Source organism: Pseudomonas sp. MWU12-2345 (genome assembly GCF_023242385.1).
In the GTDB taxonomy this organism is placed as follows: Bacteria; Pseudomonadota; Gammaproteobacteria; order Pseudomonadales; family Pseudomonadaceae; genus Aquipseudomonas; species Aquipseudomonas gingeri_D.
Genome location: NZ_JALLJA010000020.1, coordinates 40,779 through 54,164 on the forward strand (window position 1 = coordinate 40,779; position 13,386 = coordinate 54,164).

A 13,386-nucleotide genomic window follows, 5' to 3' on the forward strand; every position below is an offset into this window, starting at 1 on the left:
GTTCTTACAGTTGTAGAGGGCGGTTTTGTTGACAATGCTTTAAAGGTAGGCAAATCACGCCGCACGACCGCTGCACAGCGCTTTTCAGGCGCAAGGAGAAGCCAGATGTTGCTGAATATCGTCCTCAGGCTGTTCATAAAAGCCCAGCTGTTTGCCGAAGACAAAGAAGCCGCCTCGGGTATCGAATACGCGATTGTCGCGGCCATGGTGGCGGCGGTGATCGGGATTTTCATGGACCCTATCAGCACCAAGGTGAAGTCGATCTTCACCGCAATTCAAACCGGTATAGGGACTTGACGAACTTCCCCCTCCAGAGTCTCTAATAGGGAGCTAGAGTTTCAAGACGACTCAACGACAGGTATGGTCCCATGAACGCCTCTTCCCCCCCACGGCAACAGCTCCTTCTAGTGGACGACGAAGAGGACGCCCTGCTCGAACTGGCCGAATTGCTGGAGGGCGAAGGCTTTTGCTGCTTCACCGCCACCTCCGTCAAGCTGGCGCTCTCGCACTTGACCCATCATCCGGATATCGCCCTGGTGATCACCGACCTGCGCATGCCGGAAGAAAGCGGCATGTCGCTGATCAAACGTCTGCGTGAACACACCTCGCGCCAGCACCTGCCCGTCATCGTCACGTCCGGCCACGCCGACATGGACGATGTCAGCGATATGCTCAGGCTCCAGGTGCTGGACCTGTTCCGTAAACCCATCTATCACGTGCGCTTGCTGGAAACCCTCAACAACCTGTTTCCACAGCCCAGGATGCATCTGGTCAACCCCTCTTGATGCACCGTCTGGACAACCTCAGGCGGGGCCTGTAAAACCTGCTCCCTGCGAGTGCGGCGCATCAGTCGGCATATTCATCAGGGGTACCTATGCAGGTAGAAAGTTTTTTTGAATGGCTGGGCCAGGCGCTAGGCTCGGTGATTCGTTTTATCATTGATGGCCTCAGCGGCTTCTTCCACGCGTTGACCCATGCCGGCGGCAACTTTATCGATGGCTTCGCCCGCTCCCTGGGCATGAGCCCCTCGTTCTTCAGCATCCTGATCCTGATCCTCGGCCTGATGCTGCTCTACTCGGCGGTCCGCGCCTTTATGCGGGCCTCGATCATCCTCGGCATCATCTGGCTGGTGCTCGGGCTCTGGCTGTTGAGCTGGGTGGTCCACTAATCGCTACAATGCCCGCTCTTTCAAGGAGCCCGCATGTCCCCCCTGATCGCTGACTGGCGAGACCGCCCGACTCACCGCCGGGTCTGGGCACTCGCCGCCCCCATGATCCTGTCGAATATTTCCGTGCCCCTGGTGGCGCTGGTCGACAGCAGCGTGATCGGCCACCTGCCCCACGCCCACCAGCTCGGTGCGGTGGCGGTCGGCGCCAGCCTGTATATCTTTCTCGCCTGGGCCATGGGCTTCCTGCGTATGGGCTCCACCGGTTTTGCCGCCCAGGCCGCCGGACGAGGAGACGGCGCGGCCTTGCGCCAGGTGCTCGTCCAAGGTTTGCTGCTGAGCCTGGTGCTGGCGCTGTTCCTGGGGGCGATCGCCGTGCCGTTCAGCCAACTGGCGCTGACCTTCATGCAACCCTCGCCCGAATTGCACGAATTGACCCTGGACTTCTTCCACATCCGGCTCTTCGGGCTGCCGGCGGCGCTGGCCAGCTATGCCCTGGTCGGCTGGTTCCTCGGCACCCAGAACGCCCGCGCACCGCTGGCCATTTTGCTGACCACCAACCTGGTGAATATTGCCCTGAACCTGTGGTTCGTCCTCGGGCTGGACTGGGGCGTGGTCGGTTCGGCCCGGGCCTCGGTGATAGCCGAATGGACCGGCGCCCTGCTCGGCCTGAGCCTGACCGGCAAGGCCCTGCGCGCCTACCCCGGGCAGATCGCCTGGGCGGCACTGCGGCGCTGGCAGAGCTGGCGCCCGTTGCTGACGGTGAACCGCGATATCTTCATTCGCAGCATGGCGCTGCAATCGGTGTTTTTCCTGATCACCGTCCAGGGCGCACGCCTGGGCGATGCCACCGTCGCGGCCAACGCACTGCTGCTCAACGGCTTGCTGCTCACCGCCCACGCCCTGGACGGCCTCGCCCACGCCGTGGAGGCGCTCTGTGGTCATGCCATCGGTGCCCGTGATCGCGATACCCTGCGGCGTTCCCTGGTGGTCGCGGCCGGTTGGTCGCTGCTGGCGAGCCTGGGCTTCGCATTGCTGTTCCTGCTCGGCGGGCACCTGTTCGTCAGCCTGCAGACCGATATCCCCAGCGTGCGCGAGATTGCCTTCGGCTACCTGCCTTACCTGGCGCTGTTGCCACTGATCGCGGTCTGGAGCTACCTGCTCGACGGCCTGTTCATTGGTGCCACCCGCGCCCGGGAGATGCGCGACAGCATGCTGCTCAGCGTGCTCCTCAGTCTGCCCTGTGCCTGGTTCCTGAGCCGCTTTGGCAATCACGGCCTGTGGATAAGTTTCCTGCTGTTCATGGCCCTGCGCAGCCTGACCCTGGGGCTCTACGCCGTGAAACTGCGGCGCAACGACGGCTGGTTCGGCCAGGCCGCGCACTGAGCCACATCCTAGGCTCAATCAGGGCTACTGCTCCAGGCCTGGCGCAGGTTTTCCAGGCGCTCGCCGGGAGAGTCTCCCGCCAGGCAGGCCGGAATGGACGCCGCCGGATACTCCGCACGCAGATGCAGCCAGCCATCGAGCAGGCCGTACTCGCGAAAGCCCTGGGCGATGCCCTCCTGCACATGGCACCAGGTCCGGTCGTATTCATGTCCGCTACAGCGGCTCCACTGGTAGGCGTGGCGCTCCAGCAGGCAGGTCTGCAGGCGGCGCTGCTGGTGGCTGCTCAGGACCGGTGGCGCACCGAGACCGGCCACCTCGAGCCCGGGGTTGAACAGTTGCTGCCAGCCGACGCCGCCAATGGCCCGGTCCGCCCAGGTCCCACCATACCAGTACAGACAGCGGATGGGGCCGAGCCAGCCGCTCAGTTCGCGCGGGTCCGATGAGTCGAAGAAATAGCTGGCGGTCTGCGGGTTGTAGTAGCTGAGCAAGCCCCGATGCTGTTCGTCGAAACCCACCACCAGTATCTGTCGCAGGTGGGTCAGCAACGCCTGCACCGGCGCCCGGGTGTGCAGGAACAAACCGGGCCAGAGACTCGGGTTGGCCTGGCTGAGGCGGCTCAACGGGCAACCTTCGGCCAGTTGCAGCAGGCGCGGGGCGACTTCGCCCTGGCCCTGAAACGGCGAGCCCTCAAACAGGTTGTAAGCCAGATAGTGCGCGTAACCTTCCTTCAGCGCCTCGAGCACCTCCGGCGCACCGGGCACATCCAGCAGCAACCACTGGCTGCAATCGTCCGTCGCCTTCATGGCAGGCCCCTTCGCGGGAGTGCGCCCCGACAGACGCAATCCCGCACCGCGCAGTGACGCTCGCCGCCGCCCATGGGTTGCCCACACAACAGCACCAGCGGATAACCGGCGTGCAGAGATTCGAAAATCGGGTCCCGGTGCAGACGTTGCGCGCCAGCGGGCAGCGGCCTCGGCAACTGGACATCGCCACGCATGACAATTCGCGGCGCTTGCGCATCGCCGTCCTGAAAACGCACCCACACCGCGGTCCCCACGGTCAGCTCTTCGCACTCATGTTGCAGAGAGCGAGCCAACGGCAGCCAGCAAGGCACCGCTGGCGCAGCGCAGCCCTGGGAAAAGGCGTCGATGCGCACCGCCACCCGTCCTGCTTGGTCGCGAAAGGTCCCCTGCTCGTCGGCGTCGACCACCTGAGCCCGGAACAGCCCCGATAACACCGGGCTGGGCCAGCGCCGCCAGGAACGAAACGCCACCTCCCAGGAAGTCGCCGCAAAGGCATTGCCATAACGCAGCCGAGGCCCGCCGTCCGCGGCCCCACCGGGCAGGCTGTCGCCACGGTGGCGAAGCCGGGTGACCAGCCACAACCGGTTCCACGCCGCGCAAGGGTGGCCGGAAACAGGCAGATACGCGCCACTGGCCAGACCGGGCAGATCGCTTTCGCCCTCCGCCACCTGGGCCCCACGGCCGCCACGCCGACGACTGCCATCGGCCAGCGTGACGAAAAAATCCAGCACGCCCGGACCCGTCTCATGGGCGAAGCGCGCCCGCGGGGTACGCCGAAACGCCCCCTGGTGATCGGCAAAGACCAGCAAGTGCAGGTCCCGGCTGTGCTGGAAATGATAGTGGATGCCCTCTTCCGCGCAGAGCCGCTGCACAAATGCCAGGTTCGACTCTTCGTACTGCACGCAATAGGCACGCCGGGCATAGTGGCCCTTGAGCGAGAAACGCACGACATCGTCGCCCAGGCCATGCTCCTCAAGCACCCGGGCGATGATCGCCGGAACCGAGCAGTGCTGGAACAGACGCCGGCTCACACGCTGCGCCAGGCAACCCAGGCGCGGCCCCAGGGACAGGCGACAATGGCCCCGCGGCAACCCCCGGAGCGTCAGGTTGACGCCCTGTATCTGCCCGTGAAACCCGGCGTTTTCAGTCCCCAGCGCCAGGTAGCAACTGCGGTACATCAACCCGGCCAGGTCCAGTTCGCCTTCCTCGTCGAGAACATCCAGCTCGAAGGCAAACAGTTCGTCGATCGCCTCCACGCCGCTAAAGGCCGTGACAATCAGGGGATGGGACAAGCCCGCTACATCCAGCCGAAAAAACGGCTCGCTGACTGGATCGAACATTGGCTTTCCTCATACGTGGCACCGACCTGGGATTCTCGCCGAGAGACAAGGCCGAGTAGAGGGCTGAAGTAGTGTTAGAGAAAAGACCTACGCAAAACACGGAACATGAGAAGCCAGCATCTTGATTTCAGGGCATAAAAAACCCACCGCGAAGGGTGGGTTTTTCACAAAAGGACATTACCTACAGGACCACAAGAAAAAACCAAACTCAAACAAGGCAATTTCCTGGGAACTATTGGCGTCGCCTTATGAGGACAGGTACGAAGAGCGGGTCAACCCCAGACGCAGGGCATCCAGGTACTGGGTACGCTCCTTGACGCTGATGTTCGCGCTGGCGACTTTGTCGCGGTAGTGCGTCATCAGTTCTTCCGGCGACAAGTGCACATAACGCAGCATGTCCTCGATGGTGTCATGGGTTTCGATACCGGCGTGGTAAACGCTGCCATCCGGGTTCTGGTAGATGTTCACCGAGTCGGTGTCACCGAACAGGTTGTGCATGTCACCAAGAATTTCCTGATAGGCGCCCACCAGGAAGATCCCCAGCAGGTAGTCCTCGCCCTCGTTCAGGGCGTGCACCGGCAGGCTGGTTTCGATGCTCTGCTCGTCGACGTATTGCTTGATCTTGCCGTCGGAGTCGCAGGTCAGGTCTTGCAGCACGGCGCGGCGCAGCGGTTCTTCGTCGAGACGGTGCAGCGGCAGGATCGGCAGGACCTGGCCGATGGCCCAGGTATCCGGCAGGCTCTGGAACACCGAGAAGTTGCAGATGTACTTGTCGGCCAGCTTGTCGTTGAGTTCGTCGAGCACCTGGCGGTGCGAACGCTGGCGGGCCTTCAACGAGTTGTGCAGACGCCGGCACACAGCGAAATAGCATTGCTCGGCCAGGGCTTTCTCGGCCAGGGTCAGCTTGCCGTCGGCGTACTGGGTGGCCACGTCGCTCATGTAGTGGGTGGCGCGCCAGTAGGTTTCGGTGACCATCTCGATATCGGTCGGCCCCAGCAGTTCCACCAGCCACTGCACGGTTTCCGGCAGGTTCTCGGGGTTGTCGATGTGTGGCACGTCGTCGTTGTGTTTCTCGACGTCGGTCACCTGCACCACCAGCATGGCGTGGTGGGCGGTCAGCGAACGGCCGCTTTCGGAGAAGATGTTCGGATGCGGCAGGTTCTGCGCATCGCAGAATTCCTTGAGCATGCCGACCACGACACCGGCGTAGTCATCCATGTCGTAGTTGATCGAGCTGGCGTTGCGCGAGTGGGTACCGTCGTAGTCCACCCCCAGGCCGCCGCCGACGTCGATATGGTCCACCGGCAGGCCGAGGTTGCGCAGCTCGCCGTAGTAGCGGATCGCTTCCTTGAAACCATACTGGTAGTCCGCCAGGTTGGCGATCTGCGAGCCCATGTGGAAGTGCAGCAGGCGAATGCCCTGGTCCAGGCCCGCGTCGCGGAAGCGCTCGACCACCGACAGCAACTGCGCCGCCGAGAGACCGAACTTGGACTTCTCGCCGCCGGTATCGGCCCACTTGCTCGAGGCCAGGGACGACAGGCGCACCCGCAGGCCGATCCGTGGCTTGACCTTGAGGGCCGCGGCCTCTTCGATCACCAGTTCAACCTCGGACTCTTTCTCGATCACGATAAAGACCGTGTGACCGAGCTTCTGGCCCATCAGCGCCAGGCGGATGAACTCACGGTCCTTGTAGCCGTTGCAGACGATGGTGCCGCCCTTCGGCGCCAGGGCCAGCACCGCCAGCAGCTCCGGCTTGGAGCCGGCTTCCAGGCCGATGGAGACGTTCTGGGTGGCGATGATGTTCTCGATCACCGCTTCCTGCTGGTTGACCTTGATCGGGTACAGTGCGGTGTACTTGCTCTGGTATTCCAGACGCTCGATGTTGGCGTCAAAGGCCCCGGTCAGTTGACGGACGCGGTCCTGCAGGATATCCGGGAAGCGCACCAGCAACGGCAAGGACAAACCGCTCTTGCGCAGTTCGTCGACCTGCTCGAAGAGGTCGATGGGCGAACTGCTCGGGCCGTTCGGACGAACCTCGACGCGACCGGCGTCATTGATCGCGAAATACCCGGCCCCCCAATGGCGAATCCCATAAACACTGCGGCTGTCCGCAACTGTCCATTGGCTGCCATCGTCTTTGCGTGTGCGTCGTACGGACATCGAAGTCCCCTATAAAGAAGTCAAATAGCGCCACCTGGGTCCAGGCTGCGCGCAGTCTAAAGAATGAAAATGACGATTCGCCTGCATACAAGGGGGTAAGACCCTGGATCCAGCACCGAGTTTAGAAACTGTTCGGGAACAGGCTCTGTGAAAACCATGGGGACGACAGCCCGGCTTCGTTTATCCGGGCCGGCGGGTCAACTTCACGGTGGTTTTCACAGAGGCTGCTAACCGCCGGACTTCTTCGCCTTGAAACCGTGTTTTTCCAGCTCGGCCAGCAGCAACTCGACGTGATCGCCCTGGATCTCGATCACCCCGTCCTTCAAGGCGCCACCGGTTCCACAGCGTTTCTTCAACGCGGTCGCCAGGTCCTTGAGGGCGTCTTCGGCCAAGGGCACGCCGGTGACGGTGGTTACCGTCTTGCCGCCACGGCCCTTGCTTTCGCGACGCACGCGGGCAATACCGTCACCGGCTGGGAGCACATTTTGTTTGCAGATACAGGACGCCACCGGCTGGCTACAGTCCGGGCAATGTCGACCTGCGTCGGTGGAAAACACCAGGCCACCGAGGGCGGCGAAGGATGCGGCTTTTTTGGCCACCGGCAATCCTCTTGGGAGGACTAAAGACTGGTCACACCCCCGGGAGGGGCCTGCGACCGCGAAGCCCCACTCAGGCAGGGGCAGCGCAACTGCGGCGGGCAACGCCGCCGCAGCTTTGAAAGTCGCGCAGTGTAACGGCAAAAGGCCCCCGGCCCAATAGCCAAACAGCGCCAATTGATGAAGCTTTTGCGACGTCGCTACGGTGTTATTGCAGATAACGCTTCAAGGCTGCCAGGGAGTCCGGGCAATAGGGCTTTTCAAGGGTTTCGCGCAGGGCCTGGTCCACCGGGACAAAACGCGCCTCGAGGACCTCTTCAGGCTGCAGCCGCAGCGGCCCGTCCCAGACCGCGCTGAACACCGCGCACCAGAGCCGGTTACCCGGCTGGTCGAAGAAAAAGTGCTCGTGTTCGGTCAGCGGCACGCCACTGACCCCCAGCTCCTCTTCCAGCTCTCGGGCGGCGGACTCGGCGTAACTTTCGTCGGCCTGGACCATGCCGCCGGCGGCCACATCCCAGTAACCCGGGTAGATGGCCTTGCTCAAGGTACGCCGGTGCACACACAGCTCACCGGCGGAGTTGAACAGCAGGATATAGGTGCCGCGCCCGATCAGGCCGCGCTCGCGCAACTCGATTCGGGCCAGGGCGCCGAGCAATTGGTCATCGGCGTCGACCCAGGCGATCTGCTCGGCATCGGAGGCGGCGCGATGCAGGGCCTCCTTCGAAGCGTTATCCATGGTTCAACCCTGGTTCAGCAGTTGACGCAAATCGATCACCGCCGCGTTGGCCCGGGAAATATAGTTGGCCATCACCAGCGAGTGGTTCGCCAGAATGCCAAAGCCGCTGCCATTGAGGATCATCGGGCTCCAGACCGGCTGCTGGGAGGCCTCCAGTTCACGAATGATCTGACGCACGCTGACCGTGGCGTTCTTCTTCGCCAACACGTCGGCGAAGTCGACTTCGATGGCCCGCAGCAGGTGCGACAGCGCCCAGGCCTGGCCACGGGCCTCATAGAACACGTCGTCGATCTGCAACCACGGGGTTTCGACGATTTCCTCGTCGACCTGCGGCACCTGCCCCGGGACCACGCTTTCGGTTTTCAGCGCGGTGTTGAGCTTGACCCGTCCGACACTGGCCGACAGGCGCTGGGACAGCGAACCGAGGCGGGTAGCCACATCACCGAGCCAGTTGTTCAGGTTGTCGGCGCGGGCATAGAACAGCGCGTTGCTCTGGTTCGGATCGGACAAACGGGCCTGATAGCGGCTCAGGGAGTTGATCCCTTCCTGATATTCCGATTCGCTGGACGGCAGCATCCAGCTCTTGTTGTCGAAGTTGAAACGCGGCTCGGCCTTCGCCAGGTCGGCATCTTCAGCCGATTGCGACTGGGAGCGGGCGAAGTCCTTGCGCAGGGCGCGGGTCAGATCGCGAACCTGGACCAGCACGCCGTATTCCCAGTGGGGAATATTGTCCAGCCAGATACCCGGCGGAAAGCGGTCGTTGGACAGGTAGCCACCGGGCTTGTGGAGCAAGGTGCCGGCCACGGTCTTGAGGGTTTCCACCGTGGTGTAGCCCACCACCATCTTGCGGCCTTCCTTCTCGGCGGCCATCTGTGCGTTCTGCTGCACCGGAAACAGCGCCGGCTCCTGGCTCCAGTACCAGCCGATCAGGATCGTGGTCAGCAGGTACAAGCCCAGCAGGGTCGCCAGTGCTCGACTGAACAGCATCCCGCGAAAATAACCGCGGGTCGCCGACTTGGGTTCGGCGGCGCGCTCCGGCGCGCTGTCTTGGCGTTTTTTCCAGTCCAGCATGGCTCTATCCTTTTCCTGAATTCATCGGTTCGACCACAACCCTGCTCCATCGTGCCTTTCCTGTCATTGCGCAAGGTCAAGGGCACGGCAGCGTTGCCATCCGTGCGAGCACTATAAATCAAGCCCCGGCAGGACGCCTCCTCGATACGACCTCTCCGGTCTTGTTGTGGGATCCGAAACAGCGAAACTCATGGGTCACCAAATGAATCAGCTTAATTGACAGATGACACCGCCATTGACGAAAAGAGCTGCTAGCATAGAGCCATCAGTCGACCCCAGCCGTTCCCCTCACTAAGTAGTCAGGACATGACCGAGCCAGAAGACCCCAGCCGCGAGCGCCTCAAGCAGCACTTTGCCCAGCGGGTCATCCACCAGGCCCGGCAAATCCTTGAGATCTGGCAACGCCTGCAACGCAGCGAATGGTCGAGCATCGACATGTCCGAACTGAGCGAAGCCAACCTGCGCCTGCTGCGCTTCGCCGAACGCTTCGAACAACCCGAACATACCCAGTTGGCCCGCCATATCAGCGAATCCCTGGTCGCCGTCGAGGCCAACCGCGGACGTCTGAGCAGCGGCCTGATCAGCGAACTCAATCGTCTGATGCAGCGCCTGTCGCGCACCGGCCTGCGCCATGGCGACCAGCTCGAACAGACCTTCCTGCCGCCACTGCGCAAACCGGTCTACGTGATGCTGCAGGACCACGACCGCGGCGAGCGCCTGGCCAAGCAGCTGGAATTCTTCGGTCTCAGCGCCCAGTCGCTGGACAGTGTCGCGGCGTTCCGTTCGTCGATGGCCGAGCGCCTGCCTTCGGCCATTGTCATGGACGTCGACTTCAGCGGCGCCGGCATGGGCCTGCACCTGGCTGCCGAAGCGCAGCTGGGTCTGGAGCAGAAACTGCCGTTGCTGTTCTTCAGCCTCCACGAAACCGACACCCCGACCCGCCTGGCCGCCGTGCGCGCCGGCGGCCAGGAGTTCCTCACCGGGACCCTGGAAGCCTCCAGCCTGCTGGAGAAAATCGAGGTCCTCACCTGCGTCGCCCAATACGATCCGTACAAGGTGTTGATCATCGACGACTCGCGGGCCCAGGCGCTGCACACCGAACGCCTGCTCAACAGCGCCGGGATCGTCACCCGCACGCTGATCGATCCGATCCAGGCCATGGCCGAACTGGCGGACTTCCAGCCCGACCTGATCATCCTCGACATGTACATGCCGGCCTGCACCGGCACGGAACTGGCCAAGGTGATCCGCCACAACGACCGTTATGTCAGCGTGCCGATCATCTACCTGTCGGCCGAGGACGACCTGGACAAGCAACTCGACGCCATGAGCGAGGGCGGCGACGACTTCCTGACCAAGCCGATCAAGCCGCGTCACCTGATCACCACCGTGCGCAACCGCGCCGCCCGCGCCCGCAACCTCAAGGCGCGGATGGTCCGTGACAGCCTCACCGGCCTGTACAACCACACCCATATCCTGCAACTGCTCGAAGACTGCAGCTTCCGCGCCCGCCGCGAATGCAAGCCGCTGAGCTTCGCAATGCTCGATATCGACCACTTCAAGCGGGTCAATGACAGCCACGGTCACCCCATGGGCGACCGGGTGATCAAGAGCCTGGCGCTGTTTCTCAAACAACGCCTGCGCAAGACCGACTTTATCGGCCGTTATGGTGGCGAAGAGTTCGCCATCGTCATGCCCGACACCGATATCGAGTCGGCCTATAAAGTGCTGGATGAAATTCGCCAGCGCTTCGCCGAAATCCACTACCCGGCGCAACCGCAGGATCTGTGGTGCACCTTCAGCGCCGGGGTGGTGGAACTGCAGGCCGACTCCGACAGCCTGATGATGGCCGGCCAGGCCGACGAAGCGCTCTACCGCGCCAAACATGCCGGCCGCAATCGCGTGCAAGCGGCAAGGCAAAGTGCCAGCTTTTCATCGGACTCCACCGACTCAGTCATGACCCTGTAACAAAACAGCAATAACTTCAGGTACTTACCACTTTTTGTCGTGGATAGAATCCTGAATGCGCCTGAAACTGCTGACCAACCTCAACACCCTGCTGCTCGTCGCCGTCTGCCTGGCGCTCGGAGCCACGCTCTGGTGGTCGCAACAGGCGCTGGAACGTCCCTACCAACTGATGGAGCGTTACCTCAGCCTGTCGCAACAGTTCCAGAACCAGGCGGCGCGCAATATCGAAGATTACCTGGGCAGCGGCGACGCCTTGCGCCTGAGCAGCGCGGGCCAGGCCATCGAGCAACTGGGAAAGCAGCTCGATGCCCTGCCAACGGACCTGACCGCGACCCTGCGCCCGAGCCTGGCCGCCCTGAACGACTTCAGCAAGACCGACCTGCTCGCCGCCGGCAAGCTGGCTGGCGACCCCCAGGCCCTGCTGCTCCAGGCCGAACGCGAGCTGGGCGGCAACCTCGATCAACTGAGCCAATACGCCACCCAGGCCAAGACGCCGGAAGCCGCCGCCTACCTGCCCCTGTTGCTGACCGCTTCATCGCACCTGGCCAAATTGAGCCTGGCGCGGGACAAGCTGGTCAGCAGCGGACGCAGCGAACTGGCCGCCGATGTCGAACGCGAACTGGCGAGCATCCGCGGCCAGGCCGAGCAGCTCGAAGCCCTGCCCTTGCTCGGCGTGACCGCCAGCAGTGAGTCCAGCACCGACGATTTCAGCGCCATGATGGGCCTGGAAAACACCGAAAAGGCCGTGGTCCAGGACACCGGCGTCGACCTCAAGCGCGAACTGCACAGCCTGCTGACCCGTTACCCGGCGGAATTGAACCGCACCCGCGAGCAGATCCAGAAACGCTCGGACCTGGCGGCGGCGACCCACCTCAAGATCAGCGCCGTACAGCAGGCGATTGCCGGGCTGGAGCCGGAAGTCCGCGCCCAGCATGGCAAGATCCAGGGCGACGTGCGGATGATGCAGGGCCTGATGATCGGTCTGATCCTGCTGATCGCCCTGTTGATCGACACCCTGCAACGCAAGCTGTCGCGGGTATTGACCAACCTCGCGCCGGCGCTCTCGACCTGGGCCGAAGGCGATTTCAGCCGGGATATCCAGTTGGGCAAGACCAACCGCGAACTGCACGATATCGAAGCCTCGTTGAACCGCCTGCGCGCCTACCTGGTGGATCTGGTGGGCACTATCCGGCAGAACGCCGAGGAAGTCGCCGGCAGCAGTCGCGCCCTCGCCGACCTCAGCGGCGGCCTGCACAGCGGCGCCGAGCGCCAGGCCGGCGATACCGCGCAGATCCGCGACGCCCTGGGCGAACTGGAAGCCACCATCCAGCAAGTCGCCGGCGACGCCAGCCAGGCCGCCGATGCCAGCCGCAGCGCTGGCAGCGCGGTCGAACATGGGCAAAAAGTCATCGGCCTGAGCCTCACCGGTTTGCACGCACTGGTGGGGGAAGTCCAGGGCAATGCGCAGATGATCGAGAAACTCGCCGAGGAGTCGGCGACCATCGGCGGCGTGCTCACGGTGATTCGCTCGATTGCCGACCAGACCAACCTGCTGGCCCTCAACGCCGCCATCGAAGCCGCTCGTGCCGGGGAAATGGGCCGTGGTTTCGCCGTGGTCGCCGAAGAGGTGCGCAGCCTGGCGCAACGCACGGCCGGGGCCACGGGCGAGATCCAGACCCTGATCGCCGGCCTGCAGAACGCCGCGCGGCAATCGGTGGAAGGCATGCGTGCCCAGGTCGAACATGCCGAGGCCACGGCCGGCCAGGCCCAGGCGGCGGACGGCGCACTGGACAAGATCGTCGGCGCGATCCAGACCATCGCCGAGACCGCGGTGCGCATCGCCGATGTCACCGCCCAGCAAAGCGGCGCCGTCAGCGAAATCCGCGATCACAGCGAACGTATTCACCAGTTGGGCGGCGACAACCTGCTGCGCATCGGCGAAGGCCGCAGCCAGGGCGAACACCTGCTGGTGCTGGGCGGACAGCTGCGTACCGCCGTGCAGGCCTTCCGCGTCTGACCGGGCGCCACACACACCGCCTCCCCCCTGTGCCCTCACCCGCGACAGCGGCAAAATCGCCACTGCGGGGGGCATCGGCGAAACCGCTGCGGCGAACTTCGTCGAACCTGTTGCCGCGACGAATGACCAGATCCGACAAATCAG

At 63.4% G+C, this 13,386-nt stretch carries 12 protein-coding genes; 6 read left to right on the top strand and 6 right to left on the bottom strand.

Going from position 1 to position 13,386, the window contains the following annotated elements; all coding sequences use genetic code 11:
* The first annotated feature begins 105 nt into the window (after nt 1-105).
* The 4 genes from M5C71_RS28440 to M5C71_RS28455 all read left to right on the top strand — a co-directional run bounded on the left by M5C71_RS28440 (nt 106) and on the right by M5C71_RS28455 (nt 2,551).
* Nucleotides 106-297: a Flp family type IVb pilin gene (locus M5C71_RS28440; protein WP_103497771.1), complete on the top strand. Its 192-nt coding sequence runs from the start codon at nt 106-108 to the stop codon at nt 295-297.
* Between the two features lie 71 nt (nt 298-368).
* Nucleotides 369-785 carry a response regulator gene (locus M5C71_RS28445; protein WP_100944299.1) on the top strand — a complete coding sequence of 139 codons (417 nt, stop codon included), beginning with the start codon at nt 369-371 and terminating at the stop codon, nt 783-785.
* Between the two features lie 89 nt (nt 786-874).
* Nucleotides 875-1,168 carry a hypothetical protein gene (locus M5C71_RS28450; protein WP_103497772.1) on the top strand — a complete coding sequence of 98 codons (294 nt, stop codon included), beginning with the start codon at nt 875-877 and terminating at the stop codon, nt 1,166-1,168.
* A 33-nt stretch (nt 1,169-1,201) separates the two neighbouring features.
* Entirely contained in the window at nt 1,202-2,551 is a 1,350-nt protein-coding gene (locus M5C71_RS28455; RefSeq protein WP_103497773.1) for an MATE family efflux transporter, read from the top strand.
* 14 nt (nt 2,552-2,565) lie between these two features.
* On the opposite strand, the gene M5C71_RS28460 is transcribed toward M5C71_RS28455, so the two are convergent.
* The 6 genes from M5C71_RS28460 to M5C71_RS28485 all read right to left on the bottom strand — a co-directional run bounded on the left by M5C71_RS28460 (nt 2,566) and on the right by M5C71_RS28485 (nt 9,257).
* Nucleotides 2,566-3,354, bottom strand: a complete 789-nt coding sequence (locus M5C71_RS28460) for a DUF4123 domain-containing protein (protein ID WP_103497774.1) — start codon at nt 3,352-3,354, stop codon at nt 2,566-2,568.
* A complete protein-coding gene (locus M5C71_RS28465; RefSeq protein WP_248769300.1) occupies nt 3,351-4,694 on the bottom strand; it encodes a contractile injection system protein, VgrG/Pvc8 family in 1,344 nt (447 codons plus the stop codon). The genes M5C71_RS28460 and M5C71_RS28465 overlap by 4 nt, the downstream gene beginning before the upstream one ends.
* Nucleotides 4,695-4,940: 246 nt before the next feature.
* Nucleotides 4,941-6,854, bottom strand: a complete 1,914-nt coding sequence (gene speA, locus M5C71_RS28470; protein WP_100944292.1) for an arginine decarboxylase — start codon at nt 6,852-6,854, stop codon at nt 4,941-4,943.
* A gap of 227 nt (nt 6,855-7,081) precedes the next feature.
* Entirely contained in the window at nt 7,082-7,453 is a 372-nt protein-coding gene (locus M5C71_RS28475; protein WP_103497777.1) for a translation initiation factor Sui1, read from the bottom strand.
* 205 nt (nt 7,454-7,658) lie between these two features.
* Nucleotides 7,659-8,186, bottom strand: a complete 528-nt coding sequence (locus tag M5C71_RS28480; protein ID WP_103497778.1) for an NUDIX hydrolase — start codon at nt 8,184-8,186, stop codon at nt 7,659-7,661.
* A 3-nt stretch (nt 8,187-8,189) separates the two neighbouring features.
* A complete protein-coding gene (locus tag M5C71_RS28485; protein ID WP_103497779.1) occupies nt 8,190-9,257 on the bottom strand; it encodes a DUF2333 family protein in 1,068 nt (355 codons plus the stop codon).
* Between the two features lie 306 nt (nt 9,258-9,563).
* On the opposite strand from M5C71_RS28485, the gene M5C71_RS28490 reads away from it, so the two are divergent.
* Entirely contained in the window at nt 9,564-11,225 is a 1,662-nt protein-coding gene (locus tag M5C71_RS28490) for a PleD family two-component system response regulator (RefSeq protein WP_103497781.1), read from the top strand.
* A 55-nt stretch (nt 11,226-11,280) separates the two neighbouring features.
* Nucleotides 11,281-13,242: a methyl-accepting chemotaxis protein gene (locus M5C71_RS28495; protein ID WP_103497782.1), complete on the top strand. Its 1,962-nt coding sequence runs from the start codon at nt 11,281-11,283 to the stop codon at nt 13,240-13,242.
* The last annotated feature ends 144 nt before the right edge of the window (nt 13,243-13,386 follow it).

Bases quoted from the DNA above. Each gene is read 5' to 3' on its own strand.
- speA (WP_100944292.1), bottom strand. From the start codon at position 6,854: ATGTCCGTACGACGCACACGCAAAGACGATGGCAGCCAATGGACAGTT.
- M5C71_RS28465 (WP_248769300.1), bottom strand. From the start codon at position 4,694: ATGTTCGATCCAGTCAGCGAGCCGTTTTTTCGGCTGGATGTAGCGGGC.
- M5C71_RS28450 (WP_103497772.1), top strand. From the start codon at position 875: ATGCAGGTAGAAAGTTTTTTTGAATGGCTGGGCCAGGCGCTAGGCTCG.
- M5C71_RS28455 (WP_103497773.1), top strand. From the start codon at position 1,202: ATGTCCCCCCTGATCGCTGACTGGCGAGACCGCCCGACTCACCGCCGG.
- M5C71_RS28440 (WP_103497771.1), top strand. From the start codon at position 106: ATGTTGCTGAATATCGTCCTCAGGCTGTTCATAAAAGCCCAGCTGTTT.
- M5C71_RS28495 (WP_103497782.1), top strand. From the start codon at position 11,281: ATGCGCCTGAAACTGCTGACCAACCTCAACACCCTGCTGCTCGTCGCC.
- M5C71_RS28460 (WP_103497774.1), bottom strand. From the start codon at position 3,354: ATGAAGGCGACGGACGATTGCAGCCAGTGGTTGCTGCTGGATGTGCCC.
- M5C71_RS28445 (WP_100944299.1), top strand. From the start codon at position 369: ATGAACGCCTCTTCCCCCCCACGGCAACAGCTCCTTCTAGTGGACGAC.
- M5C71_RS28480 (WP_103497778.1), bottom strand. From the start codon at position 8,186: ATGGATAACGCTTCGAAGGAGGCCCTGCATCGCGCCGCCTCCGATGCC.
- M5C71_RS28485 (WP_103497779.1), bottom strand. From the start codon at position 9,257: ATGCTGGACTGGAAAAAACGCCAAGACAGCGCGCCGGAGCGCGCCGCC.
- M5C71_RS28490 (WP_103497781.1), top strand. From the start codon at position 9,564: ATGACCGAGCCAGAAGACCCCAGCCGCGAGCGCCTCAAGCAGCACTTT.